The organism is Pseudomonas citri, assembly GCF_025336485.1.
GTDB lineage: Bacteria > Pseudomonadota > Gammaproteobacteria > Pseudomonadales > Pseudomonadaceae > Aquipseudomonas > Aquipseudomonas citri.
This window is the reverse complement of record NZ_JAODAB010000007.1, coordinates 91612-116328: the sequence shown is the minus strand read 5'-3', so window position 1 is coordinate 116328 and position 24717 is coordinate 91612. Positions and strand designations below refer to the sequence as shown.

At 63.6% G+C, this 24717-nt stretch carries 28 protein-coding genes; 13 read left to right on the top strand and 15 right to left on the bottom strand.

All coding sequences use genetic code 11. The features are described from left to right. Window positions 1–2 precede the first annotated feature (2 nt). The 4 genes from N4Q37_RS11100 to N4Q37_RS11085 are packed head-to-tail and all read left to right on the top strand — an operon-like array spanning window position 3 to window position 3620. Entirely contained in the window at window positions 3–1322 is a 1320-nt protein-coding gene (locus tag N4Q37_RS11100; protein ID WP_260957887.1) for a nitrous oxide reductase family maturation protein NosD, read from the top strand. Next, window positions 1319–2236 carry an ABC transporter ATP-binding protein gene (locus N4Q37_RS11095; protein WP_260957885.1) on the top strand — a complete coding sequence of 306 codons (918 nt, stop codon included), beginning with the start codon at window positions 1319–1321 and terminating at the stop codon, window positions 2234–2236. The genes N4Q37_RS11100 and N4Q37_RS11095 overlap by 4 nt, the downstream gene beginning before the upstream one ends. After that, window positions 2233–3063 (top strand): ABC transporter permease, encoded by an 831-nt coding sequence (locus tag N4Q37_RS11090; protein ID WP_260957883.1) that lies wholly within the window; start codon window positions 2233–2235, stop codon window positions 3061–3063. Before N4Q37_RS11095 ends, N4Q37_RS11090 begins: the two co-directional genes overlap by 4 nt. 32 nt (window positions 3064–3095) lie before the next feature. Further along, window positions 3096–3620, top strand: a complete 525-nt coding sequence (locus N4Q37_RS11085) for a nitrous oxide reductase accessory protein NosL (RefSeq protein ID WP_260957880.1) — start codon at window positions 3096–3098, stop codon at window positions 3618–3620. 100 nt (window positions 3621–3720) lie between these two features. Here N4Q37_RS11085 and N4Q37_RS11080 read toward each other — a convergent pair whose 3' ends face one another. From N4Q37_RS11080 to N4Q37_RS11025, 12 genes are all read right to left on the bottom strand, one after another. After that, window positions 3721–5217, bottom strand: a complete 1497-nt coding sequence (locus N4Q37_RS11080; protein ID WP_260957879.1) for a nitrite reductase — start codon at window positions 5215–5217, stop codon at window positions 3721–3723. Further along, entirely contained in the window at window positions 5214–6056 is an 843-nt protein-coding gene (gene cobA / locus N4Q37_RS11075; RefSeq protein ID WP_260957877.1) for a uroporphyrinogen-III C-methyltransferase, read from the bottom strand. Before cobA ends, N4Q37_RS11080 begins: the two co-directional genes overlap by 4 nt. Before the next feature lie 38 nt (window positions 6057–6094). Further along, window positions 6095–7291, bottom strand: a complete 1197-nt coding sequence (gene nirJ / locus N4Q37_RS11070) for a heme d1 biosynthesis radical SAM protein NirJ (RefSeq protein ID WP_260957875.1) — start codon at window positions 7289–7291, stop codon at window positions 6095–6097. Between the two features lie 28 nt (window positions 7292–7319). After that, entirely contained in the window at window positions 7320–7856 is a 537-nt protein-coding gene (gene ahbB / locus N4Q37_RS11065) for a siroheme decarboxylase subunit beta (protein WP_260957873.1), read from the bottom strand. After that, the gene (locus N4Q37_RS11060; protein WP_260957871.1) at window positions 7831–8274 is read right to left on the bottom strand and encodes an Lrp/AsnC family transcriptional regulator; all 444 of its coding nucleotides are present in this window, start codon (window positions 8272–8274) and stop codon (window positions 7831–7833) included. The genes ahbB (N4Q37_RS11065) and N4Q37_RS11060 overlap by 26 nt, the downstream gene beginning before the upstream one ends. Continuing rightward, window positions 8267–8779, bottom strand: a complete 513-nt coding sequence (gene ahbB / locus N4Q37_RS11055; protein ID WP_260957869.1) for a siroheme decarboxylase subunit beta — start codon at window positions 8777–8779, stop codon at window positions 8267–8269. Before ahbB (N4Q37_RS11055) ends, N4Q37_RS11060 begins: the two co-directional genes overlap by 8 nt. Before the next feature lie 90 nt (window positions 8780–8869). Continuing rightward, a complete protein-coding gene (locus N4Q37_RS11050) occupies window positions 8870–9394 on the bottom strand; it encodes an Lrp/AsnC family transcriptional regulator (RefSeq protein WP_260957868.1) in 525 nt (174 codons plus the stop codon). A 2-nt stretch (window positions 9395–9396) separates the two neighbouring features. Then, a complete protein-coding gene (locus N4Q37_RS11045) occupies window positions 9397–10575 on the bottom strand; it encodes a cytochrome D1 domain-containing protein (protein ID WP_260957866.1) in 1179 nt (392 codons plus the stop codon). Then, window positions 10572–10901: a c-type cytochrome gene (locus tag N4Q37_RS11040; protein ID WP_313958321.1), complete on the bottom strand. Its 330-nt coding sequence runs from the start codon at window positions 10899–10901 to the stop codon at window positions 10572–10574. The genes N4Q37_RS11045 and N4Q37_RS11040 overlap by 4 nt, the downstream gene beginning before the upstream one ends. A 149-nt stretch (window positions 10902–11050) precedes the next feature. Next, the gene (locus tag N4Q37_RS11035; protein WP_260957864.1) at window positions 11051–11359 is read right to left on the bottom strand and encodes a c-type cytochrome; all 309 of its coding nucleotides are present in this window, start codon (window positions 11357–11359) and stop codon (window positions 11051–11053) included. A 24-nt stretch (window positions 11360–11383) separates the two neighbouring features. Beyond that, entirely contained in the window at window positions 11384–13063 is a 1680-nt protein-coding gene (locus N4Q37_RS11030) for a cytochrome D1 domain-containing protein (protein ID WP_449301161.1), read from the bottom strand. A gap of 34 nt (window positions 13064–13097) precedes the next feature. Continuing rightward, the gene (locus tag N4Q37_RS11025) at window positions 13098–13265 is read right to left on the bottom strand and encodes a hypothetical protein (protein WP_260957862.1); all 168 of its coding nucleotides are present in this window, start codon (window positions 13263–13265) and stop codon (window positions 13098–13100) included. Here N4Q37_RS11025 and N4Q37_RS11020 point away from each other — a divergent pair. The 6 genes from N4Q37_RS11020 (at window position 13264) to N4Q37_RS10995 (ending at window position 18988) form a co-directional block, all read left to right on the top strand. Further along, window positions 13264–14067 carry a CbbQ/NirQ/NorQ/GpvN family protein gene (locus N4Q37_RS11020; protein WP_260957860.1) on the top strand — a complete coding sequence of 268 codons (804 nt, stop codon included), beginning with the start codon at window positions 13264–13266 and terminating at the stop codon, window positions 14065–14067. The two genes, N4Q37_RS11025 and N4Q37_RS11020, sit on opposite strands and share 2 nt — an antisense overlap. Next, window positions 14051–14635, top strand: coding sequence for a cytochrome c oxidase subunit 3 (locus N4Q37_RS11015; protein WP_260957859.1), 585 nt, complete (start codon window positions 14051–14053; stop codon window positions 14633–14635). Before N4Q37_RS11020 ends, N4Q37_RS11015 begins: the two co-directional genes overlap by 17 nt. 12 nt (window positions 14636–14647) lie before the next feature. Continuing rightward, window positions 14648–14902, top strand: coding sequence for a cytochrome C oxidase subunit IV family protein (locus tag N4Q37_RS11010; protein ID WP_260957857.1), 255 nt, complete (start codon window positions 14648–14650; stop codon window positions 14900–14902). 288 nt (window positions 14903–15190) lie between these two features. Continuing rightward, window positions 15191–15631, top strand: coding sequence for a c-type cytochrome (locus N4Q37_RS11005; RefSeq protein ID WP_260957855.1), 441 nt, complete (start codon window positions 15191–15193; stop codon window positions 15629–15631). 3 nt (window positions 15632–15634) lie between these two features. After that, window positions 15635–17062: a cbb3-type cytochrome c oxidase subunit I gene (locus N4Q37_RS11000; protein WP_260957853.1), complete on the top strand. Its 1428-nt coding sequence runs from the start codon at window positions 15635–15637 to the stop codon at window positions 17060–17062. Between the two features lie 87 nt (window positions 17063–17149). Next, the gene (locus N4Q37_RS10995; RefSeq protein WP_260957852.1) at window positions 17150–18988 is read left to right on the top strand and encodes a nitric oxide reductase activation protein NorD; all 1839 of its coding nucleotides are present in this window, start codon (window positions 17150–17152) and stop codon (window positions 18986–18988) included. Window positions 18989–18992: 4 nt separating this feature from the next. Here the strand turns inward: N4Q37_RS10995 and N4Q37_RS10990 are convergent, their stop codons facing one another. After that, window positions 18993–19193: a protein DnrP gene (locus N4Q37_RS10990; RefSeq protein WP_260957851.1), complete on the bottom strand. Its 201-nt coding sequence runs from the start codon at window positions 19191–19193 to the stop codon at window positions 18993–18995. Further along, a complete protein-coding gene (locus N4Q37_RS10985; protein WP_260957850.1) occupies window positions 19190–19873 on the bottom strand; it encodes a Crp/Fnr family transcriptional regulator in 684 nt (227 codons plus the stop codon). The genes N4Q37_RS10990 and N4Q37_RS10985 overlap by 4 nt, the downstream gene beginning before the upstream one ends. A gap of 565 nt (window positions 19874–20438) precedes the next feature. Here N4Q37_RS10985 and N4Q37_RS10980 point away from each other — a divergent pair. Together N4Q37_RS10980 and N4Q37_RS10975 are read left to right on the top strand one after the other, a co-directional pair. Further along, a complete protein-coding gene (locus tag N4Q37_RS10980; protein ID WP_260957848.1) occupies window positions 20439–21629 on the top strand; it encodes an NnrS family protein in 1191 nt (396 codons plus the stop codon). Window positions 21630–21654: 25 nt separating this feature from the next. Next, window positions 21655–22092: a CopD family copper resistance protein gene (locus tag N4Q37_RS10975; protein ID WP_260957846.1), complete on the top strand. Its 438-nt coding sequence runs from the start codon at window positions 21655–21657 to the stop codon at window positions 22090–22092. A 158-nt stretch (window positions 22093–22250) separates the two neighbouring features. Here N4Q37_RS10975 and ytfE read toward each other — a convergent pair whose 3' ends face one another. Further along, window positions 22251–22925, bottom strand: a complete 675-nt coding sequence (ytfE, locus tag N4Q37_RS10970; protein WP_260957844.1) for an iron-sulfur cluster repair protein YtfE — start codon at window positions 22923–22925, stop codon at window positions 22251–22253. Between the two features lie 158 nt (window positions 22926–23083). Between ytfE and norR the strand changes: the two genes are divergently transcribed. Then, complete coding sequence (gene norR, locus N4Q37_RS10965; RefSeq protein WP_260957842.1) at window positions 23084–24616, top strand: nitric oxide reductase transcriptional regulator NorR; 1533 nt, start codon at window positions 23084–23086, stop codon at window positions 24614–24616. Window positions 24617–24717: the final 101 nt, after the last annotated feature.

Here is a 24717-nt window from a genome sequence, read left to right as displayed (position 1 = left end):
CAATGGCCGGGAACACCCAACGATCTGCGGGTCGCGCCCGTAAACCGGCCATTGCGCTGATGCTGCTCGGACTATCGGGCAGCACGCTGGCCGCACTGCAACCGATCACCGACCTGCCTTTGCAGGCCGAGGGCGAACAGCAATGGCGCCTGCCCGCCGGGCAATACCAGGGCTCGTTCAGCATCGATCAACCGATGACCCTCACCTGTGAGCCTGGGGCGGTATTCCAGGCGCAGGGCGAGGGCAACGGGCTGATCATCCGGGCGCCGGATGTCCGGGTCCAGGGTTGCACCTTCCTGGACTGGGGGCATGACCTGACGGCCATGAACGCCGCTGTGTTCATCCAGCCCGTCGCCCAGCGCGCGCAGGTTCGTTCGAACCGGATGCAGGGCCAGGGCTTCGGCATCTGGGTCGATGGCACGCGGGACGTGAGCCTGATCGACAACCACATCCAGGGCGATCCCAGCCTGCGCTCCCAGGACCGCGGCAACGGGATCCACCTGTATGCGGTGCATGGCGCCCAGGTCATCGGCAACCAGGTGCGCGAAACCCGTGATGGCATCTACATCGACACTTCCAGCGGCAACCTGCTGCAAGGCAACACCCTGGAAGACCTGCGCTACGGCGTGCACTACATGTTCGCCAATGATAACCGTCTGCTGGACAACGTCACCCGCCGTACCCGCACCGGCTATGCCCTGATGCAGAGCCGCCAGTTGACGGTGATCGGCAATCGCTCCGAACAGGATCAGAACTACGGGATCCTGATGAACTACATCACCTATTCCACCCTGCGCGACAACTTCGTCACCGACGTGCGCGACGGGACCACCGGCGACACCATGATCGCCGGCGCCGAGGGCAAGGCCCTGTTCATCTACAACTCATTGTTCAACCGCATCGAAGGTAATCATTTCGAGCGCAGCGCCGTGGGCATCCACCTGACGGCCGGCTCGGAGGACAACCGCATCGCCGCCAACGCCTTCGTGCATAACCAGCGCCAGGTCAAATACGTCGCCACGCGCTTGCAGGAATGGTCGGCGGACGGTCGCGGCAATTACTGGAGCGACTATCTGGGCTGGGACCGCAGCGGCGACGGTCTGGGCGACGTGGCGTATGAGCCCAATGACAACGTTGATCGCCTGCTGTGGCTGTACCCGCAAGTCCGCCTGCTGATGAACAGCCCGGGCATCGAAATGCTGCGCTGGGTGCAGCGCGCTTTCCCGGTGATCAAATCCCCCGGGGTCATGGACAGCCATCCCTTGATGGAGGCGCCGGTCCTTGCCCCGTCACGCAACAGTGCTCAGGAGGACGCGTCGTGAACGTCGTCGAGATCGAAGGTGTCAGCCAGCGCTACGGCGATGTCGCCGTGCTGCGCGAGCTGAACCTCAACCTGGCCCAGGGCGAAGTGCTCGGCCTGTTCGGGCACAACGGTGCGGGCAAGACCACCACCATGAAGCTGATCCTCGGCCTGCTGCGCGCCAGTGAGGGTGAGGTGCGGGTGTTCGGCCGCCAGCCCAGTGACCCCGGCGTGCGGCGCATGCTGGGCTATTTGCCGGAGAACGTCATGTTCTATCCGCAGTTGAGCGGCCGGGAAACCCTGCAACACTTTGCCCGGCTCAAAGGCGCCGCCCCGGAGCAGGTCGAGCGTTTGCTGGAGGAGGTGGGGCTTGCCCAAGCGGCAGAGCGGCGAGTACGCACCTATTCCAAGGGCATGCGCCAACGCCTGGGGCTGGCCCAGGCGTTGCTCGGCCAGCCACGGTTGTTGCTGCTGGACGAACCGACCGTGGGCCTGGACCCCATCGCCACCCAGGACCTCTACCAACTGCTCGATCGCCTGCGCTGGCAGGGCACCAGCATCATCCTGTGTTCCCATGTGTTGCCGGGCGTCGAGGCGCACATCAACCGCGCCGCGATCCTGACCCGTGGACGCCTGCTGGCCCTGGGCAGCCTGGACCGGCTGCGCAAGGAGGCGGGGCTGCCGACGCTGATCCGCGCCTCTGGCCTGAGTCGCGCCGGGCACCTGCGACAGCACTGGCGCAGCGAAGGGCATGCGACCCAGGGCTGGGGCAACGAAGGTTTGCAGGTGTCTGCGCCGGACGGCAGCAAGCTCGTCCTGTTGCGCCAGTTGCTGGCCCAGGACGACCCCTCGGACGTCGAGATCAAACCGCCGTCCCTGGAAGATCTCTACCGCCATTACATGGTCCGCGCGGCCGTCGAGGAAACCCGCTCATGAACCCGATCTGGAACATGGCCCGCAAGGAATTGAGCGACGGCCTGCGCAACCGTTGGTTGTTGGCGATCAGCCTGCTGTTTGCAGTATTGGCCATTGGCATTGCCTGGCTGGGCGCGGCGGCGTCCGGCCAACTGGGGTTCACCTCGGTGCCGGCCACGGTGGCGAGTCTGTCCAGCCTGGCGACCTTCCTGATGCCCTTGATCGCCTTGTTGCTGGCCTATGACGCGATTGTCGGCGAAGACGAAAGCGGCACCTTGCTGCTCTTGCTGACTTACCCGTTGGGGCGCGGCCAGTTGCTGCTGGGCAAGTTTGTCGGCCATGGCCTGATCCTGACCCTGGCGACGTTGATCGGCTTCGGTTGCGCGATGCTGGCCATCGCCATCCTGGTGGACGATGTGCAACTGAGCCTGCTGCTCTGGGCCTTCGGTCGCTTCATGGTCTCCAGCACGCTGCTGGGGTGGGTGTTCCTCGGGCTGGCCTACGTGCTGAGCGGCCTGTCGGCGGAAAAGTCCACGGCCGCCGGCCTGGCGCTGGGGGTGTGGTTCTTTTTCGTGCTGGTGTTCGACCTGGTGCTGCTGGCGCTGCTGGTGCTCAGCGAAGGGCGCTTCAGTCCGGAACTGTTGCCATGGTTGCTGCTGTTCAACCCCACCGACGTGTATCGGTTGATCAATCTGTCGGGGTTCGATTCCGGCTCCAGCGGCGCAGCGGTGCTGACGCTGGGCAGCGACCTGCCGGTGGCGGGGCCCTGGTTGTGGCTGTGCCTGGTGGCCTGGATGGTCGTGCCGTTGTGGCTGGCTTACCGGTTATTCAATCGCCGGTGTCCATGAGTTTCTGAACTTGGTGAAGGGAGCGTGTAACGATGAACAGGATTTACTTCAAGGCGGGACGGATGCTGGCCGGTGTGTTGATCTGCCTGGCGCTGGCGGCCTGCGACAAGGCCGGATCCACACCGCCCAACGAGGCGACACTGGCGTTCCACCCCAGTGATGAGTGCCATGTGTGCGGTATGGTGATCAGCGACTTCCCAGGGCCCAAGGGCGCGGCGGTTGCCGCCGGCGGCGTGAAGAAATTCTGCTCGCCGGCGGAAATGCTCGGGTGGTGGTTGCAGCCGGAGAACCATCGCGACGACGTCAAGCTGTATGTCCATGACATGGGGCGCGGCCAGTGGGAAAAACCGGACGATGCGCACCTGATCGACGCCCGCACCGCCTACTTCGTCATCGGCACCGGCCTCAAGGGTGCCATGGGCGTCGTCCTGGCCTCATTCTCCGACGCCCAGGCCGCGCAGAAACTCGCCACCGACACCGGCGGCCGGGTGCTGCGCCTGGAAGACATCGACCAGAAACTGCTGGGACAGGCGAGCATGAGCTCGATGAGTCACTGACGCGTCAGGAGTATCACTCACTGCCCTGTGGGAGCTTCACTGCTTTGCTCCCACAAGGAATCCATGTTTCCCACAATCATTAAAGCCAGTCACCCAACCCTCAGTGCGAAGTGCCTTCGGCGAATTCGATCTTGTTGCCGACGTTGTACTTGCCCGAAGGTTTGTTCATAGGCAGGCGTTTGATTTCCTGGAGGGTGTTGCTGTCGTAGACGATCAGCGCGCCGTCGGTGTCCCAGATGCTCAGCAGCAGGTAGCGACCGTCGCGGGTGAATTCGACGTGGGCCGCGGTTTTGCCGGGCATGGGGCGCAGGGTGTGGGCGATTTCCAGAGTCTGTTTGTCGATCAGGTGGATGGCATCGTTGTCCGGGCCGAAGAACACATCCGTCCAGGCATAGCGCGAATTGGCGTGGCTGCGCAGGAAAAACCCCGGCCCCAGGGTGGGGATCTGCTTGATGACTTTCCAGGTGTTGAAGTCGATCACCGAAATCAAGCCCTTGCTGATATTGGGCGTGGCGAACACCCAGTGCCCGTCGCGTTTCCAATAGGTGCCCGAGCCCAGGTGAGGCATGCCCGGTAATGCAATGTCTGTCACGACCTTGCCGTTGTCGAGATTGATGACCTGGCCGCCCTGGGCCTTGCGCGAAGTCGCGAGCAACTGGCGGTAATCGGGGGAGAAGGAGAAGTCATCCAGGAAGTCATCCGCGTCGATGCGCCGGGGCACGAAGTCCGGGTTTGGACCGGTAGACAGCTCCCAGACTTCCTTGACGTCCTTCAGCGCGACAATGAAGCTGTTGCGCGGCGGGGCGGTATACACCGCGCTGACACGCGACGCCTGGCCGTCCCGGCCTACCGTGGCGATGGTCTTGACCAGCGACAGGTCGCGGGCATCGAGTACCGTCAGGTTGCCGGGCAGGTAGTTGCCCACCAACACCCAGCGACCGTCCTTGCTCACCGCCAGGTTGCGGGTATTGAGCCCGGCCCGCACTTCGGCGATCAGCTTGAGGTTGTGCAGGTCGTACAGGCTGATCCAGCCGTCCCGGGAGGCCAGGTAGACGAAACGTCCGTCCGGTGAAAACTTCGGTCCGCCATGCACCGCAAAATGCGAGGCGAAGCGCGCCAGCACCTCGAAACGATCGCCGTCGACCACATCGACATGATGATCACCGGCCTCCACCACTACGAACAGGTTCAACGGATCGGCCTGGTGCTGGGGTTTCGCCGGCAACTTGGCGAGGTCCGCGAGCACGTGATGACTGGCGCGGATGTCGTTCTCGCCCCAGGTGGGCTCGACGTCCAGTGGCCGTTGCAGGTAAAGGGTCAGGCCGTCGATCTGTGCGGGTTCCAGTACCGCGCCGAAGGCCGCCATCTGGCTGGCCGGCCGACCTTTTTCGATCACCGTGCGAATTTCATCAGGCTTGATCCGGCTCAGGCTCTGGGGCAACAGGGCCGGCCCGGTCCCGCCGATGCGGTTCACGCCGTGGCACTGCTGGCAGTGCTGCTGGTAGTCACGTTCGGCCTGCGTCAGGTCTGGCGCCGTGGCACTGGCGCCGGGGGCCGCGCCAACCCACAGCAATGGCATCAGCCACAAACGTTTCATAGCGCCACCTTCGACAGGCTGGGGCGGACTGGGGGAGTGGGGTGCAGGCACGCCGGATGTTGCAGCGGCTGGTGGGCGAACAAGCCGACCACCTTGCCGATCACGGTCAAGGTCGGTAGCCCGTCGGAACACGCTTGCGCCATGTCCGGTAACTGCTGGAGCGTGCCGCGCAGTACTTGCTGGTCGGGACGGGTGCCGTTGTTGATCAAGGCGGCCGGGGTGTCTGCTGCCAGGCCTGCTTCCATCAGTCGCGCGGCAATGAGCCCCAGGTTCGACAGTCCCATATAGAAAACCAGGGTCTGGCTGTCATCCGCCAGGCTCTGCCATGGCAGGTTCAGATCGCCTTCGCGCTGCAGGTGGCCGGTAATGAACCGGCAGGAGTTGACCAGGTCGCGGTGTGTCAGGGGAATGCCGGCATAGGCGCTGCAACCGGCCGCGGCGGTGATACCGGGCACCACCTGGCAATCGATGCCGCGGGCCAGCAGGTACTCCAGCTCTTCGGCGCCCCGACCGAAGATGAACGGGTCGCCGCCCTTGAGCCGGACCACCCGTTGGCCCTGGTCGGCAAGATCGGCCAGCAATTCGTTGATCTGCGCTTGGGGCAGGCTGTGGCAACCGGCGGCTTTGCCGACGTAATGGCGGGCGCACGGCAGTGGGATCAGGCTCAACAGTTGGGGGCTGATCAGGCGGTCATAGACCACGGCGTCAGCCTGCATCAACAGGCTCCAGGCGCGTAACGTCAGCAGGCCGGGGTCACCGGGGCCGGCACCGACCAGGGCGACTTCACCGGGTCTGAAGGGCGATTGCAGGGCAGCGGGCAAAGCGAGGGGGGCAAGCATGGGACTTTCCTTGGGTTGGCATCAGGTACGCCATAGGGTTATCGGGCGCAGGGCAAGGTGGCGTCGGTGATCGCGACGCTGGGGATGGCCTGCAAGCCAATTTCTTCATCGCACAGGTGACAGCCGGGGTCCTGGCCCCAGAGGTCACCGTCAGCCCACGCGCGGGTGCGGGTATTGCCATTGCAGATAGTCAGCCAGCGACATTGGCCGCAGCGCCCGCCCACCGCCCGTGGATGCTCGCGCAGCTTGAGCAGCAGGGCGTCGGGACGCTCTGACCAGAGGGTCTTGAACGGTGTCTGGCGCACATTGCCCACCGAGTGCTGCCACCAATACGTGTCGGGGTGGACCTCGCCGGTATTGTCGATGTTGGCAATGCCGCTGCCCGAGGCATTGCCGCCCCAGGCCTCGAGTATCCGTTCCAGGGCGGTGTAATGCTGGGGCAGGCGCTGCGCGACCCATTGCAGCAACAGGATGGCGTCGGCGTCGTTGTTGCCGCTGACGAAATCACTCTCGCGACCTTGCTCGATGTCGCGCCAGGCCCGTTCGAAGATCAGCGTCATGGCGTCGCGACTCATCTGCTGCCGGGCATCGAGCTTGCGACTGCGTTTGCCCCGGCCGCTGTAGTTGAGGTGCGACAGGTAGAATTTCTGCACGTCGTATTCGTTCATCAGGTCCAGCAGTTGCGGCAGTTGCCCATGGTTCTGCTGGGTGAGGGTGGTGCGCAGGCCGACGCGGATCCCTTGCTCGCGACAGAGCCGGATGGCCGCCATGCTGCTGGCGAAACTGCCCTTGAGCTGGCGGAAGGCATCGTGGGTGTGCTCCAGGCCGTCGATGCTGATGCCGACGTAGTCGAAGTGCGCCGCACGGATCTGCTGGATATTGGTCCTGTCGATCAGCGTGCCGTTGGTGGACAGGGCCAGGAAGAAACCCTTGTCGCGGGCATAGGCGCTGAGTTGGAACAAGTCGTCACGCAACAACGGTTCGCCGCCGGACAGGATCAGCACCCGCACGCCAGCTTCGTGCAGGTCATCGATGACCTTGAGCGCCGCGTGGGTGTCCAGCTCATCGCGAAAGACGCTGTCGGCCGAGGTGGCGTAGCAGTGCTTGCAGGTCAGGTTGCAGCGTCGCAGCAGGTTCCAGATCACCACGGGCGGCCTGTGGCTGCCCGGTGGTGCGGTGCGGGGAGGAGGGCATTGGCCGGCCAGGGCTCGCAAGTAGTGGCTGATCCTCAACATAAAGCGCTCCTTGGGTCGACGGGCAGACTCAGCTTGGGACGGGCGACAAGCGCAGACCGGTTTTTTTCAGGATGCGGCTGCTCACCAGCATCTCGTCGGCGGCACAGGCCTCGCCCAGCAGGTAACGCAGGTGGTCGCGATAGTGGTCGATCTCCTCGCGGCTGCGGCCATGGACCATGGCAAACAGGTTGTAGCGCCAACCGGGCCGGCGCGGGCGACGGTAGCAATGACTGACGAAGGGTTGCGCACCCAACAGCGCGCCGAGGCGCGGCATCTGGGCATCGGCCACGTCCCACACGGTCATGCCGTTGTGGCGGTAGCCCAGTCGGTAGTGATTCGGCACGGCGGCGATGCGGCGAATGGCGCCTTCGGCCTGCAAGCCCTTGAGCAGGTCGAGGGTCGCCTCCACGCTCAAGCCCAGTTGTTCCGCCAACCAGGCCCACGGATCTTCGAGCAGGGGCAGGCCGGCCTGGGTCAGTTCCACCAGGCGCAACGCCAGGGACGCTGGCGTCTGGAGCGTGGGTATTTGCCGCGGCGCTTCAGACGGGGAAATACAGGCCGACATGGTAGGTCTCCTCTTTGGGCAGGTTCAGCGCCGCCAGGCCGGTCAGGCGCTCGATGCGCCGCAGGGTGTCGGCGATGGCCTGTTCGCTGGAGCAGGCGAGCACGAACCACATGTTCCAGGTGTGTTCGCGGCGGTAGTTGTGGGCCACCTCGGGCATGTTGGCCAGTTGTTCGGTGACGCTGTCGAAGCGCTCCTCGGGCACCGCCAACGCTGCCAGGGTGAAGGCGCCGCCCAGGCGATCGAGGTCGAACATCGGACCGAAACGGGTGAGTACGCCTTCGTTGAGCAATTCGTGCAGCCGGTCGAGCAGTTCGTTGCTGGTGCTGTCCAGCTCACGGGCCAGGGTCTGCCACGGGTCGCGGACCAGGGGCAGGCCCAGTTGCAGGCGGTTGATCAGGCGACGGTCCAGGTCATCCATCGATGCGCGCTCCGGCCGGCGGGGCGAAGCGGCCGCCGCATTGCTTGAACAGGTGGGTGCTGAACAGCAATTGATGGGGCAGGTCGTTCAGCAGATGCTGTTCCAGCAACGTCTGGACCTGGGCTTGCACGCGGTCTCGCTGGCGACCGTGGATCATGCAGAACAAGTTGTACTGCCACTGGGGCAGGCGCCGTGGCCGTTGATAGCAAAGGCTGATGCCCGGCGCCTGGCCGAGGCGCCGCCCGACTTCATCGACCAACGCATCCGGCACGTCCAGCACCAGCATGGCGTTGGCGGCGAACCCCAGGGCCCGATGGTTGACCACCAGGCCGACGCGTCGGAACAGGCCTTGCTCATGCCAGTGCTGCACCTGGTCGAGGACTTGTCGCTCACTCGCACCGATCTGCTCGGCCAAGGCCTGGAAGGGGCGTGAGACCAGGGGCAGGCCGGTTTCCAGGTGACGGCGCAGGGTCAGTGATTGTTGTTCGTTCAAGGGGTCTTTCATGAAGTGGCCTCCAGGCTTTGTACGAAAAGTGCCTGCGCAACGATCATGCTGCGTTGAAAACAGGCTCGTGCGCGAGTCCGATCGGAATGCTCATTTACAACCCGTAAACTCCGCTTCCTCGCCTGTTTTCGTCTTGCCTGATCGTCGCTCGGCGACTTTTCGTTCAAACCCTAGGGCAAAGCCCAGGTCAATGCGGTAGGCGGTCAGCATGGGCAGGTCCAGGGGCGTGAGGCCGGTGTCGTGTTCCAGTTCCTGGAGGATGTTGTCCAGGTGGCCGCGGTCGGGGCCGGTCAACACGAACCACAGGTTGTAGCGATGTTCCCGGGCGTAGTTGTGATTGACCTCGGGGTACTGGCTGACGCGCGCCGCCACCTGATGCAAGCGCTCTTCGGGCACCGCCAGGGCGGCGAGGGTGCTGGCGCCGGCGCGGGTGTGTTCGAACACCGGGCCGACCCTCGACAGGCTGCCGGCCACTTGCAGATGTTGCAGGCATTCAAGCACTTGCACCTCGGTGCAGCCCAAGGCCTCGGCCATGGCCCGGTAGGGTTCGGCGCACAACGGCAAGCCGTGTTGGAAGCAGTCGATCAGGCGACGGGCCAGCGAGCTCGATGTCATGGTCAATACCCCGGTTTGTGCGCGCGGCTGCTGAAGAAAATGCCACTGGGGCTGAGGGCGGGCAGGGTGCCCAGGCGTTCAAGCCGGTACGGGTTCCACACCTGCACCTGGCCACCGTCGCGGGCGGACAGCCAGACCTGGTCACCGCGGGCGGTGAACTCCATGTGCAGCACCGCAGGCCCGGGGCGCAGGTCGGCGACGATGGCGTGGGTCTGGGTGTCGATGACCTGGACACGGTCGTTGTCCGGGTAGGCGAAGTTGACCCACAGTTGGCGGCCGTCCGGGCGTGCCGTGACGAACACCGGTTGGCCGGCCACGGCGATGGCGTCGGTCTGCTGCCAGTTACGCGCATCCATGACCAGCACCTGGTGATGCCCGACCGCAGGCACGAACGCTTGTTCATCGGCCATGGCCCAGCCCTCCAGGTGAGGCATCTTGTACACCGGCAACTTCTCCTGGCCGCGGCCGTAGTGCCCCAGCACGCGCTTGACGCCGCGCTCGGGGTGCCACAGGTCCAGTTGCGCCATGCCGTCTTCGCCGAACAATCCGGCCATGTAATAGCGCCCCTGCGGCGTGATCAACGCGTCGTAGGGCTGCTGGCCGATAGCGGTGAAGCGCTCGATGCGGGGTGTGAGGCCCTGGCTGAAATCGGCCGTCCAGATCTCACCGGTGTCGAACAAGCTGAACACGAAGCGTTGTCCGGGCGCGTCCACCAGGCCGACCACCCGTGAACGCTTTTGTCCGCCGGGCAACGGTGTGGCAGGGATGTCGGCGACCTGTTCCAGGGTCTGGGCGTCGAAGACCTTGACGCCGCCGGGCTCGTAGTTGGACACGGCAATCAGCTTGCCGTCCTGGCTGATTGCGCCGCCGATGCTGTTGCCGCCCTGGATGATGCGCCGGTCGATGCGCGCGGTCAGCAGGTCGACCTTGCTCAGGCCGCCATCGCGGCCGAACACGTAGGCGTAGCGTTGGTCGCGGGAGAACACCACCGAGGCGTGGGACAGGTCGCCCAGGCCTTCGACACGGGCGAGGGTGGTGCGGGTGTCGCTTTCGATGATTTGCAGGCTGCCGGTTGCGCGCTCCACCACCACGCCCAGGTCACCGGTGCCGCGCAGCGGTGTCTGGGCGCAGCCCGAGAGCAACAGGGCGAGGGCCGTGCAAGACAAAAGAGAACGGATCATGAGGCGGGTTTTCCTTGAAGGAGCCGGTCCACCAGCCAGCGGATGTCATCGGGATCGAGCAGCGGTGCCCAACCGGGCATGGCGCTGCCGGGTCGCCCTTGGGCGACGGTGGCGATAAGGCTGTCGCGGGACTTTCCAGCCAGGGCCTGACGGGTCAGGGGCGGGCCGAGGCCGCCGGTCATGTAGAGGCCGTGGCAGGCGCCGCAGTCCTGGTCCAGCAGGTGCTGCAATCGGGCCTGGCGCTGGCTGTCGGGAGCGGCCAGCGCGCAGGCGGAGAAAACAAAGAGGAGGGTGGTCATCAAGGTTGCTGCGCTGTGTCGTTCCATGACGTCCTCCAGATCAGAAAATAAAGTCGAGCACCCTCCTGTGGCTGGGAGGATGTGTGGGAGCAAAGCTTGCTCGCGAAAACAGGCGACTTGATTTCTCAAAGAACTCATCGCCTTCATCGCGGGCAAGCCTTGCTCCTGCAATGAGTCTATTTAAGGCTCAACACCCACCCCGCCAGGATCTTGGCTTCTTCCTCGGTCACCGGGTTGGCGGGCATCGGCATCGGCCCCCAGTTGCCTTGCGTACCCTCCTTGATGTGTTTGGCCAGCAGGTCCTGGGCCCCGGCGACGCCGGCATTTTTCGCCGCGACGTCCTTGAGGGCCGGGCCGACCACCTTGGTGTCGATGGAGTGGCAGGCGGCACAGGGCTTGCTCTTGAACAATGTCGGACCGTCTTCTGCCAGCGCCGGTAGGCTGGAGGCGGCGGTCAGGGCCAAGGCAATCAGAATAGACTTCATGGTTTTTCCTCTTATTGATGGGGCTCAATAGATATCGTTTTGGGTGTTGTAGACGTTGAATTTCCCGGTCGGAGTGATCAGGCGCTTGTCCTTGATCACGCTCTTGACCTTGAGGGTCTTGTCGTCGATGACCACCAGTGCCGACTCGTCGTCCTGTCCGCTCCAGACCGAGAACCAGACTTCATCGCCCGCCTTGTTGTACTCAGGCTGGACCACGCGCAGGGCGCCTTTCTTGATGCCGGCGTATTCGGCAATCGGCAGCACGGTGTAGCCGGCGTCGAGCTTGTCGATGTTGAACACCGCCACCGACTGGCTGAGCTTGGCGTCAGGGCTCAGGGTGGTGTCGACATACAGGTGACGGGATTGCGGGTGGGTCTTGATGAACAGCGAGCCGCCGCCCTGGCCCTGGAGTGTGCCGACCTGCTTCCAGGCGTATTGCGGGTGTTTGACCGGGTCGGTGCCGATCAGCGAGACGCCGGCGTCGCCTAAGTGGCTCGTGGCCCAGACCGGCCCGTAGAGCGGATGGTTGAAGTTGGCGCCGCGTCCCGGATGCGGTGTCTTGCCGACATCCACCAGGGCGGTGAGCTTGCGTTCCTTGGAGTCGATCACCGCCACCTTGTTGGAGTTGTTGGCCGCCGTCATGAAGTAGCGATGGCTGCTGTCCCAACCGCCGTCATGCAGGAACGGCGCGGCGTCGATGTTGGTGATGGTGAGGTTCTTGATGTCCTGGTAGTTGACCAGCATCACCTTGCCGGTTTCCTTGACGTTGACGATGAACTCCGGCCACTCGTGGGAGGCGATGATGGCCGCGACCCGAGGTTCCGGATGGTATTGCTGGGTGTCGACGGTCATGCCGCGGGTCGAGACGATCTGCTTGGGCTCCAGGGTCTCGCCGTCCATGATGGTGAACTGCGGCGGCCAATAGGAGCCGGCAATGGTGTACTTGTCTTCGTAGCCCTTGAACTTGGAGGTTTCCACCGAGCGGGCTTCGATGCCCACTTTGATTTCCGCGACCTTGGTCGGCTCTTTCGGCCACAGGTCGATCATGTCGATCTTGGCGTCCCGGCCGATCACCAGCAGGTAGCGTCCCGACGCCGAGATGCGCGAAATGTGCACGGCGTAACCGGTGTCGATCAGCTTGACGATTTTCTTGCTGTCGCCGTCGACCAGGGCGATCTTGCCGTCGTCGCGCAGCGTCACCGAGAACAGGTTCTGCAGGTTGAGGGAGTTGAGTTGCTTGGTCGGCCGGTCCTCAGGCTTGACCAGCACTTTCCAGGTCTTGAGGGTTTCGGCCATGCCCCATTCCGGTGGTGTCGGCGGGGTGTGCTGGATGAACTTGGCCATCGTCGTGATCTGGTCTTTGGTCAGGGCGTTGGACGTGCCCCAGTTCGGCATGCCGGCGGCCGAGCCGTAAGTGATCAGCGCCTCCAGGTAGGCCTGGCCGCGGGCCTGGGTGATGTCCGGTGTCAGCGGCTTGCCGGTAGCGCCCTTGCGCAGCACCCCGTGGCAACCGGCGCAGCGCTGGAAGTAGATCTCCTTGGCCGAGTCGAAGTCGGCCTGGCTCATGTCCGGCGCGCCTTCGGTCTTGACCTGGCGCGGTGGCTCAGGGGCAGTGGTCTGGTCGGCGAAGGCGTATGGCGCGGCTAACGCCGTACACAGCGCCGCCGCCCGAATGGCCCACGATTTTTTGTGGCTGATCAGCATTCCATTTCTCCTCAGGCATGACCCGCGCTGCCCTTTAATGGATGTTCGGCGCGCAGGTTTTCTGGTGCGGTGCAAGGCTATGCCCAGGGGGATGGTTGGCCGCTTGACGGCGATCAAGTTTGCCCGCCGGGGCCCTTGCCAGGTTGTCGCAGGGCCCCGTAGCGTGATGGGCAATCCGTTGTTCGAGCAGGCCCTTTTTCATGAACGCCATCCATTCCTTGCAGCATCCCGAAGAACCCTTCTATCAACCCCAGGACAACGAACCGGCCTTGTTCGAACAGGCCTGGCGCCACGGCATGCCGGTGCTGATCAAAGGGCCGACCGGTTGCGGCAAGACCCGTTTCGTCCAGCACATGGCCCATCGCCTGAAACTGCCGCTGTACACCGTGGCCTGCCACGATGACTTGAGCGCGGCCGACCTCGTGGGGCGTCACCTGATCGGTGCCCAGGGCACCTGGTGGCAGGACGGACCCTTGACCCGGGCGGTGCGCGAGGGCGGGATCTGTTACCTGGACGAAGTGGTCGAGGCGCGCCAGGACACGGCGGTGGTGCTGCACCCCCTGGCCGATGACCGTCGCCAGTTGTACCTGGAACGCACCGGCGAGGTGCTCCAGGCGCCGCCGTCCTTCATGTTGGTGGTGTCGTACAACCCCGGTTACCAGAACCTGCTCAAGGGCATGAAACCCAGCACGCGCCAGCGTTTTGTGGCGATGCGTTTCGGCTACCCGGCGGTGGCTGACGAAGAGCGTATCGTCGCCCGCGAGGCCGGTGTCGACATGGCCTTGGCGGCTCAAGTGGTGCGGCTTGGGCAAGCGCTGCGCCGCCTCGATCAGCATGACCTGGAGGAGGTCGCGTCCACCCGCCTGCTGATTTTCGCCGCCCGCATGATCGGCGCCGGCATGGACCCGCGCCAGGCGTGCCTGGCCTGCCTGGCCGAGCCCTTGAGCGATGACCCGCAAACCGTGGCCGCGCTGATGGACGTGGTCGATGTCCACTTCGGCTGAAGCCGTTGTCAGGTCCCGGCGCTTGCCGGGTGACCTGGCGATGTGGTTTTTCATCCTCGCCGAGCTGTCGGTGTTCGCCTTGTTGATCCTGGCGTTCACCGTCGCCCAGGCGCTGCACCCGCAACTGTTCAGCGAGGGAAGGGCGTTGCTCGACCGTTCCACGGGCCTGGCGATGACCCTCAGCCTGCTGACCGGCGGCCTGTTCGCGGCGCTCGCGCTGGAGCAAGTCAGGCGGGGGCGCTCGCGTCGGGGCGCGGCGTTGCTGGCGATGGCCTTGCTCGCCGCCTGTGGCTATGTGGCACTGAAGCTCACGGAGTATGCCCACCTGTTGGCGAACGGCCTCGGGATGGAACGCAACACCTTTTTTACCCTGTACTGGATTCTCACGGCGTTTCATTTCCTCCACGTGCTGCTGGGGATGGTGATCCTCGGCTGGCTGGCCGAGGGCTGCCGGCGCCGGCGCTACGGGGCGCGGCAATACAACGGGCTGGAGTCCGGCGTGTTGTATTGGCACATGGTGGACCTGGTCTGGGTGTTGCTGTTTCCGGTCGTCTACATCCTCGATTGAGTGGAGGTGCTCATGTCGGCTTCCCGACTCTTGATTGCCAGCTGGATGCTGCTGGCGCTGTTGAGCACTGGCACCGTGGCCTTGGGGCAAATGGCTGCCACTGGGGTGGTGTCCGTTGCCATATTGGCCGTTGCGGTGACCAAGGCCTGGGTGATTGCCGAGGGGTTCATGGAGTTGCGCCATGCGCCTTGGTTGTGGCGGGGGCTGGTGGTGTGTTGGGCGGTGTTGTTGGCGGTTGTGATTGGTTTGGTGTTGGTTGTGTCTTGATTCGTTAGCACATCCATCCATGCCTGCAGTACCGACATCGCGAGCAAGCTTCGCTCCCACGGCGGTTGCGGGCGCTCACAGATCTGATGTTCACCTTGGATTCCCGTGGGAGCAAAGCTTGCTCGCGATGACGTCCGCCCAGACGCCCCAAAACTCGTGGCAAGGGGGCTGTCTTGAGGGTCTCGATGAAACAACCCACCAAAACCATCGGAGATTCTTGATCGCCATCAAGCGTTTCCAGCTCCCTCACTTCATAAAATGAACACGCCAAGCAATGAGGAAGTGACCATGTCAGATACCTTCACCAAAGGCATGGCCAGGAATATTTATTTCGGGGGAAGCGTGTTCTTTTTCCTGATATTCCTGGCCTTGACCTACCACACGGAAAAGACTTTTCCAGAGCGCAGTAACCAGGCGCAGTTGACCGAGTCAGTGATACGCGGCAAGGGCGTCTGGGAACGCAATAACTGCATCGGCTGCCACACGCTGCTGGGCGAGGGCGCGTACTTCGCGCCGGAGCTGGGCAATGTGGTCAACCGGCGCGGTGGTGAGGAAGCCTTCAAGCCCTTCCTCCAGGCCTGGATGAAAATGCAGCCCCTGGGCGTTCCAGGGCGTCGGGCGATGCCGCAGTTCCACTTGAGCGAGCAGGAGGTCGACGACATCGCCGAATTCCTCAAGTGGAGTTCGAAGATCAATACCAATGGCTGGCCGCCAAACAAGGAGGGCTGAGAGATGAGCATGGCTAATCCGCATCTGAAATTCGCCTCGCAGGCCGTCGCCAAACCTTACTTCGTGTTTGCCCTGATGCTGTTTCTCGGGCAGGTCCTGTTCGGTTTGATCATGGGCTTGCAATACGTGATCGGCGACTTCCTGTTCCCGCTGATTCCTTTCAACGTGGCCCGCATGGTCCACACCAACCTGCTGATCGTCTGGCTGTTGTTCGGCTTCATGGGTGCGGCCTACTACCTGATCCCGGAAGAGGCCGATCGCGAACTGCACAGTCCGAAACTGGCGCTGGTGCTGTTCTGGGTATTCGCCGCCGCAGGCGTGGCGACGATCCTGGGCTACCTCTCGGTGCCCTATGCGACGCTGGCCAAGTACACCGGCAACGACTTGCTGCCCACCATGGGTCGTGAGTTCCTCGAGCAACCGACCGTTACCAAGATGGGCATCGTAGTGGTCTGCCTGGGCTTCCTCTACAACATCGGCATGACGATGCTCAAGGGGCGCAAGACCACGGTCAGCATGGTCATGATGACTGGCTTGATCGGTCTGGCGGTGTTCTTCCTGTTCTCCTTCTACAACCCGGAAAACCTCGCCCGCGACAAATACTACTGGTGGTGGGTGGTGCATCTTTGGGTGGAAGGCGTCTGGGAACTGATCATGGGTTCGATGCTGGCCTTCGTCCTGATCAAGATCACCGGTGTGGACCGCGAAGTAGTAGAGAAGTGGCTCTACGTGATTATCGCCATGGCGCTGATCACCGGCATCATCGGTACCGGTCACCACTTCTTCTGGATCGGTGCGCCTGAGGTCTGGTTGTGGGTGGGTTCGATCTTCTCCGCGATGGAACCGCTGCCGTTCCTGGCGATGGTGGTCTTTGCCTTCAGCATGGTCAGGAACCGTCGCCGGCAACACCCTAATCGCGCGGCCACCTTGTGGGCCAAGGGCACGACCGTGACGGCGTTCTTCGGTGCGGGCGTCTGGGGTTTCCTGCACACCCTGGCACCGGTCAACTACTACACCCACGGTTCGCAACTGACGGCGGCCCACGGTCACCTGGCGTTCTACGGCGCCTACGCAATGATCGTGATGACCCTGATCAGCTACGCCATGCCACGCTTGCGCGGCTTGGGTGAAGCGGCGGACGAGCGCTCCCAGCGCCTGGAAATCTGGGGCTTCTGGTTGATGACCCTGTCGATGGTGATGATCACCTTGTTCCTCACCGCAGCCGGTGTCGTCCAGGTGTCGTTGCAACGCTGGGCAACGGATGGCAGCGCCTTGCCGTTCATGGCCACGATGGATCACTTGAAACCGCTGTTCTGGGCTCGCCTGGTCAGTGGCCTCGGGTTCCTGCTGGGCCTGCTCTGCTACCTGCTGAGCTTCAGGCAGCGCGCTCGCGCGGCCCAACGCGCGCCGGCGGCGGTAGTGCCTTCGTGAGTCGCTACAACGACTAGTCCGAACCCATTGTGGCGAGGGGATAAATCCCCTCACCACAAATAGGTTTGGCTCAAGAGGAAGATAACCATGGCATTCACCCTTGAGCTGGAAGAGTGGGTCGGCAGTGTCTGGCACCGTTTCATCACCCGCCGGGCCAGCCCGGATTTTCCCGAGGCGCGTGTCGAGCTGAGTCATCGGCAACGCTCGCTGCAAGTGCTGTTTCGCGCCACCGGCGGCGCCAGTCACCAGGGTGTGGAAGCGGTCAGTGACCGTGACCTGCTGCTGCGGCGCAACCTGCTGCAACAGATCGCCGGGACCTGCAAGCAAGTCCCCCTGGCCTGGTGCGATGCCGACAACCTGCGCTTGCCCGCCAGCCTGGCGGCGTTCCCCGATGCGGGGCTGAACGAAGAGTTGTACCGCTGGCTCGCGTTGCTGGCCGCACAATCGGGGCCGATGAAACACTGGGGGCGGGACAACCAGCGCTGGACCCAAGCCCTGCTGCGACGCTACCCCGCCATGCTGCCCCGATACCAGCGACTGGTGGAGGCGCACTTGTCCTTGCGTCCTGATCCGGCTTCGTTGGAACCGGCCGAGGCGGCGCTGGAGCGGGCCTTGTGCCAGGCCTTGCGCGAACCCGGCAGTGTCGAGCATTTCCCCCGCAGCGAACGGGCGGCCTGGCCGCTGCCGCTGTGGCTGTATCCCCCCCGGCACCTGGGCAATCCGCAGGCTGCCAACCTTGAAGAATCCGAGCAATACCTGGCGACGCCGCCGGGTGAACAACAGGGTGGTCGCAAGCGCGCCGAGCGGATCGATGAAACCACCCGCGATGGCGGCCTGTTGATTGTGCGCCTGGAGAATCTGTTCAGTTGGACCGAACACGTGGACCTGGATCGTTGGGCTGACGACAGCGAGGATCCGGACGCCGCCCGTGTTGCCGAGGACCTGGACCAGCTGACGCTGTCGCGCACCCGGTTGCGCAAGGGCGGTGGTTTGAAACTGCACTTGGACCTGCCGCCCGCCGATGTCGATGACATCCCGCTGGGCGAGGGCATCCTGCTGCCGGAATGGGACTACCGCAAGCAACGACTCCAGGCTGATTTTGTCAGCCTGCAAACGCTCATCCCGCGCGACTGCGAGCCTCAGCCGCTGCCCGCGCGGTTGCGCAACCCGGCCCAACGTTTGCGCCGTCAGTTCGAACACCTGCGCAACGATCGCCAATGGTTACGTCAGCAAACCCAGGGTTCGGAGCTGGACATGCAGGCCTGGCTGGACTTTCACGTCGAGCGCCAGCACGGCCGATGCAGCGAGCGCGGCCTGTTCATGGAGCAACGCCAGACCCGTCGCGACCTGGCCTGCCTGCTGCTGGCCGACCTGTCGATGTCCACCGACGCGCACCTCAATGACGAGCATCGGGTCATCGACGTGATCCGCGACAGCCTGCTGTTGTTCGGTGAAACCCTTTCGGTGCTTGGCGACGACTTTGCCTTGTACGGGTTTTCTTCCCTGCGCCGCCAACAAGTGCGGATGCATGAGGTCAAGGCGTTCAACCAGCGCTACGACGACCAGACCCGAGGTCGCATCCAGGGGCTGAAGCCGGGTTACTACACGCGCATGGGGGCCGCCATTCGCCAGGCCACGCAGCGCCTGGAAGGGTGCAAGCGGCGGCGCAAGCTGTTGTTGCTGCTCAGCGATGGCAAGCCCAATGACCTGGATCTCTACGAGGGGCGCTACGGGGTGGAGGACACCCGTCAGGCGGTGCTGGAGGCACGGCGCCAGGGGCTGACGCCGTTTTGCATCACCATCGATCGGGAAGCGGGGGATTACCTGCCGTACATGTTCGGGGCCAACGGCTACACCTTGATCCGCCAGCCCGAGCAATTGCCGCTGCGCTTGCCGCAGCTGTACCGGCAACTGACCCAGGACTGAGGATTCAGACGATGTCGCGGGGCAACCAGAAGAACATGAAGACGCAGAACAGCGTCAGCCCGACGCAGAACCAGGTGAAGCGCCGCAGCCGGCGCTCACCAGCCCGCGCGGCTTCGGTCGGCAGTGGCATGCCGCACTGGCGGCACTCGGCTTCATGGGCGGGGTTGGCCTGTTGGCAATACAGGCAAATGGGCTGGGAGCTCATTCGAACTGCTCCAGGCGCAGGCGATCGAGAATCGCGATCTGGCGGCCGTCCTGGGTGATGATCTTTTCATCGATCAGGCGGCGGATGATCCGCGAGAAGGTTTCCGGCTGGATGGACAGGTGGCCGGCGATCAATTGCTTGGCCATCGGCAATTCGAACTGGCAGTCCACTGCTTGCAGGCGCACCAGTTGCGTCAGCAGGTAGCGCACCACGCGGTGGGTGGCGTTCTTCAGCGACAGCGTCTCGATCTCGTTGACCCGTTGGTGCAGGCGCACGCAAAGCTTGCCGAGCAGGGCGAACGTCAACCGGCTGTTGCTTTGCAGCAGGCGCATGTAGGTGGCGTTGGACAACCGATACAACTGGGTCGGGCCCACGGCTTCGGCGGAGGCGACGTAGTTGGGCGTGTCCATCAGCATCATGGCTTCGGCGAAGGTCTGGCGCTCACCGATCACTTCAAAGACTTTTTCCTGGCCATCCGGGGTCAGCCGGTAGATCTTCACGGCGCCGGAAATCACGAAGTAAAACGCCTGCGCCGGCTCGCCCTGGAGGAACAGCGGGTCGCCCTTGTCGATGTTCAGCAGTTGGCTGGTGCTCATCAACTCGTCGAGCTGTTCTTCATTGAGGGGCTCGAACAGATGATGGCTGCGCAAGATCTGGTGATGGACACGGTGCAATACCATGGCGTGGATCCTTGTGATGGCAAAAATAAACGGGTTCAGACAAGACTCAGGGACAGGCCGCTGGCCAGCGCCACGACGCAGGAAAGGACGACGAACCAGGTGAGTGGCAACGCGACGTGTTTCATGGAAAACCCCCGGGCAAATAAAGTCTGTGCCCCTGCCTGAGCAAGAGCCGGGCCAGGCTCGTGGGGGTTGTTTCTTGGGGTGATGCGGTGGGTGTGGGTAAAAATAACCCTGTGCAAACAGGGTTAAAACAACCATTGCGCGGTAATAAATACCCTTTCCCTGCTACAGTCTTGGTAGAAGCGAGCCTCTGTGGGAGCAAAGCTTGCTCGCGACGAACGATAGCGCGGGCTGACTGTAGAGCGCGGCGCCTTAATCGCGAGCAAGCTTTACTCCCACAACAATCGGGTTCGGCAAGCCCCTTGCAAGTACCTGTGCGAGGTCGATGGGCTGGCTTGATCTGAGACAAGGCCTGCCGACGTCGATAGTCGATCATTCGAACCCTGATTGTTGACCCTCGTCAGTGGGCTTTTCGGCCTGTGGAGAGGTTAAGGAGTGATGTATGCAAGTGCTTGACCGTCGCAAGGCCATGGCCATCGCGCCGCTGTGGCGCCTGGCGTTCCGGCCGTTTTTCCTGGCCGGATGCGTACTGGCGCTGTTGGCCATCCCGCTGTGGCTGGCGGCATTCACCGGGCGGCTGTCTGGCTGGCAACCGGCCGGTGGCTGGTTGGCCTGGCACCGTCATGAACTGTTGTTTGGCTTCGGCCTGGCGATTATCGCCGGGTTCCTACTGACGGCAGTGCAGACCTGGACCGGCACCCCGGGGCTCAGCGGCAAGCGACTGACTGCCCTGGCGCTGCTGTGGCTGGGTGCGCGCCTGGCCTGGTTGGCCGATGCGCCCTGGCCCTTGCTGGCGGTCCTGGAGCTGGGTTTCGCCCTGGCGGTCGCCGCGTGGATGGGCATCACGCTGTGGCGTGTGCGGCAGAAGCGCAACTATCCGATCGTGCTGGTCCTGTTGCTATTGGCCGCTGCCGATGGCTTGTCGGTGTACGGTCTGATCCGGCAGGACGAAGGCCTGGAACGCCAGAGCGTGCTCACTGGCTTATGGTTGGTGGCGGCAATGATGGGGCTGATCGGCGGACGGGTGATTCCATTCTTTACCCAGCGCGGTCTCGGTCGGGTGGAGGGCGTTGCCCCTTGGCCGTGGCTCGATCGTCTGTTGCTGGCGGGCTCGGCTTTGGTGGCGTTGTTGTACGCGTTCGGTCCGGCGTTGTCGGCCAATGCCTGGGTCGGTCTGCTCTTCGCCGCGTTGACCGTCGGCCACACCATTCGCTTGGTGCGTTGGCATGACCGGGATCTGTGGCGGGTGCCGCTGCTGTGGTCCTTGCACCTGGCTTATGCATGGCTGGCGCTGGCCTGCCTGGGCATGACCCTGTGGCACTTCGGTGCGCCGGTCAACCCGAGCCTGGCGGTGCACAGCCTGACCATCGGCGCCATGTCCGGACTGATCCTGGCGATGATTGCGCGCGTCAGCCTGGGCCACACCGGACGGCCCCTCGAACCGCCGCAAGGCATGACACTGGCCTTCATCTGCTTGAACCTGGCCTGCCTGAGCCGTGTGCTGCTGGTGTTGGTGTTGCCACTGGCTGCGCTATGGCTGGCGGGTGTGTGCTGGGCATTGGCGTTCGGGCTCTACGCCTGGCGATATGGCCCGATGCTGTGCCAGGCACGGGTGGATGGGCATCCGGGTTGAGTCCACTGGACAAAGGGGAGCGATGATGTACGGGGTCTTGCTGGTGACGCATCTGTTGGCGGCCATTGCCTTCATCGGCACGCTGTTTTTCGAAGTCTGCATCTGGCACGCCGCCCGCCGGCCATTGGCCCAGGGCACCCGGGATGCAGCGGATGAAGTGATCGCCAAGCGTTCGCGGCACGTCTTGCATGGGGTGGTGCTGGTGCTCTATGGCGCCGGCATTGCCTTGGCGTGGCAACATCGCGGCGCCTTGAGCCAGCCGCTGGGCAACAGCTTCGGCCTGCTGCTGAGCTTCAAGATCCTGTTGGCGCTGAGCATCATCGGCCACTATTTGTGGCTGGCATACTGGCTCAAGAGCGGACGTCTCACGCCGAACCGGGCCACTTGGCTGCGCCGCAGCATCCTCGGGCACATGGTGCTGATCGTGGTGTTGGCCAAGGCGATGTTCTATTGGCAGTTTTGAGTGGGAGAGAAAAGTAACAAAGGGTTGTGAGAGCAAAGCTTGCTCGCGATGGCGTAGTGTCAGTCGATATCGATGCTGACTGATCCAGCGCTATCGCGAGCAAGCTGTGCTCCCACAGGGGGTTTGCTCCCGCAGGAAGAACGGGCAGTGTCTGGGAACTAGCGAGCAGGGTTCATCGCATTGACGAACAACACGTTGTTCTCCAGGTGGATGTGCTGCATCAGGTCATCGCGCAGTTCGACCAGCCCGCGGTACAGGGCGCGCCAGGTGTTGCAGGCGTCGGCGGGCGGGGTGATCTGGTCGGTCAGGGCGAGCATGGTTTCCAGTGCTTCGCCGTGCTGGTCGTGTTCATAACGCAGCACCTGGATCGGCGCCGAGGCGCGTTCACCCAGGCCTTGTTGCAGCATGGGGAACAGCACCTGTTCTTCCTTGAGCATGTGCCCTTCGAGTTCCTGGTAAAGGTCTTGCAGGTGATCGGCCAGGCCGTTGGGGCAAGTAGGACGCGCGCCGTGCACCAGCTCGACGCGACGGGCCAGACGGATCAGTTCCGGCAGCTGTTCGCGGTGGCGAGCGTGATAGCGCTCCAGGATGTGGGCGATCAGTTTGGCCTGGGGTTCGTCGCGCCAGTCATGGCCCAGTTCGCCGGCCGCTTGCAGCGTCTTCAAGGCGTCGGCGATCAGCAGCGGGTTCAGGCCCTTGCCGAGCGCCGCTTCGCGCAGGGACTTTTGCCCACCGCAACAGAAGTCGAGGTTGTAATGATGGAAGGTACGGGTCGCACCGGGAATGTCGCAGGCCAGTTGGCCCAGGCTTTGTTCTAGTAGATCGAGGCTCATCATGTTTCCTTGGGTGAATCCCGGGAGGGACAGATGACTCGACATTGCAGTCGGCATGCCATATTTAACCTGTTGAAATTTAACGAATAATTTTTTAGCAGGGTGATTCTCACCCTGGCTGCACGGGGTCAAACGAACCCTGGAGGGTCATCACTACCATGCTGCGTGAAAGCCTGGCCGCCGACCTGATCGTCGAGCTGCCCAATGCAGTGCGCTTGCAACGCCTGGTGCAGACGCTACGCGAATACTTCAACAGTGGCGCCGTCGGATTGTTGCGCCTGGACGAGGACAGCCTCCGGCCCGTGGCGACCGTGGGCCTGGTCCACGAGGCCCTGGGCCGGCGGTTCGTGATCGCCCAGCACCCGCGCCTGGCGGCGATCATGGCCTCGCGCGAACCCACCTGGTTCGAGCCGGACAGTCGCTTGCCGGACCCCTATGACGGTTTGCTCGATCACCATGTCGGTGAGCCGTTGCCCGTGCACGATTGCATGGGTGTGAGCCTGTACGTGGAAGGGCAGCTCTGGGGGGCGATCACCCTGGATGCGCTGCATGCCGGCACCTTCGACAGCCGCGCCCGCGAAGAGCTCAAGCGCTGCACCCTGCAGATCGAGGCAGCGGTGCGGGTCACCCGGCTCGAACAGGAAAACCGCAGCCTGCGGGCGTCGCGCGCTGACCCGGCGGACTTGCGCGTGCCGACCGGAGAGGGGGAAATCCTCGGGCGCAGCGAAGGGTTGCAGCAATTGCTCAACGAACTGGACGTGTTGGCCGACTCTGAACTGCCGGTGCTGCTGCTGGGCGAAACCGGCGTCGGCAAGGAGATGTTCGCCCGCCGCCTGCACCGCTTGTCCCGGCGTAGTCACAAGCCATTGGTCCAGGTCAATTGCGCGGCGCTGCCCGAGTCCCTGGCCGAGAGCGAGTTATTCGGTCATGTCAAAGGCGCCTTCTCCGGGGCGACGACCGACCGTGCCGGACGCTTCGACGCGGCCAACGGTGGCACGCTGTTTCTCGACGAAGTGGGCGAACTGCCGTTGAGTGTGCAGGCCAAGTTGTTGCGTACCCTGCAGAACGGCGAGATCCAGCGCCTGGGGGCGGACAAGCCGCTGCACGTCGATGTGCGGATCATCGCCGCTACCAACCGACACTTGCCGGACAGCATTCGCGACGGTCTGTTTCGTGCCGACCTGTATCACCGGCTTTCGGTGTACCCGGTGCCGATTCCGCCACTGCGCGAGCGCGGCCACGATGTGCTGATGCTGGCGGGGCATTTCCTGGAGCTCAATCGCACGCGGTTGGGTTTGCGCGGGGTGCGCTTGTCGCCAGCCGCCGAACAGGCGCTGCTGGCGTACAGCTGGCCGGGCAATGTGCGGGAACTGGAGCATGTGATCAGCCGTGCGGCATTGAAGCAATTGAGCCGAGGCGCCAATCGCAGCCTGATCATGACGCTGGAGCCGCAAGTGCTGGACCTGGACCTCAACGCGGGTGTAGCCGCGACCCAGGCCCTGCTCGAACCGTCCTCCGACGGGGCCGACGCACCGTTCCTGCCCTTGAGCGAAGCGGTGGACAATTGCCAGCGCCAGGCGATCTACAAGGCACTGGAGCGCTGCGGGCAGAACTGGGCCGGTGCGGCGCGACTGCTGGAAATCGACCCGAGCAACCTGCACAAGTTGGCGCGGCGGTTGGGGCTCAAGTAGCGGTGGGTCGGCACACTGCGACGGCGTCCAGCCCTTCACCACAAGAACCCGCATTGACAACGATCAAGGCCTGCCAGCCCCACAGAATCCACACTGGGCCA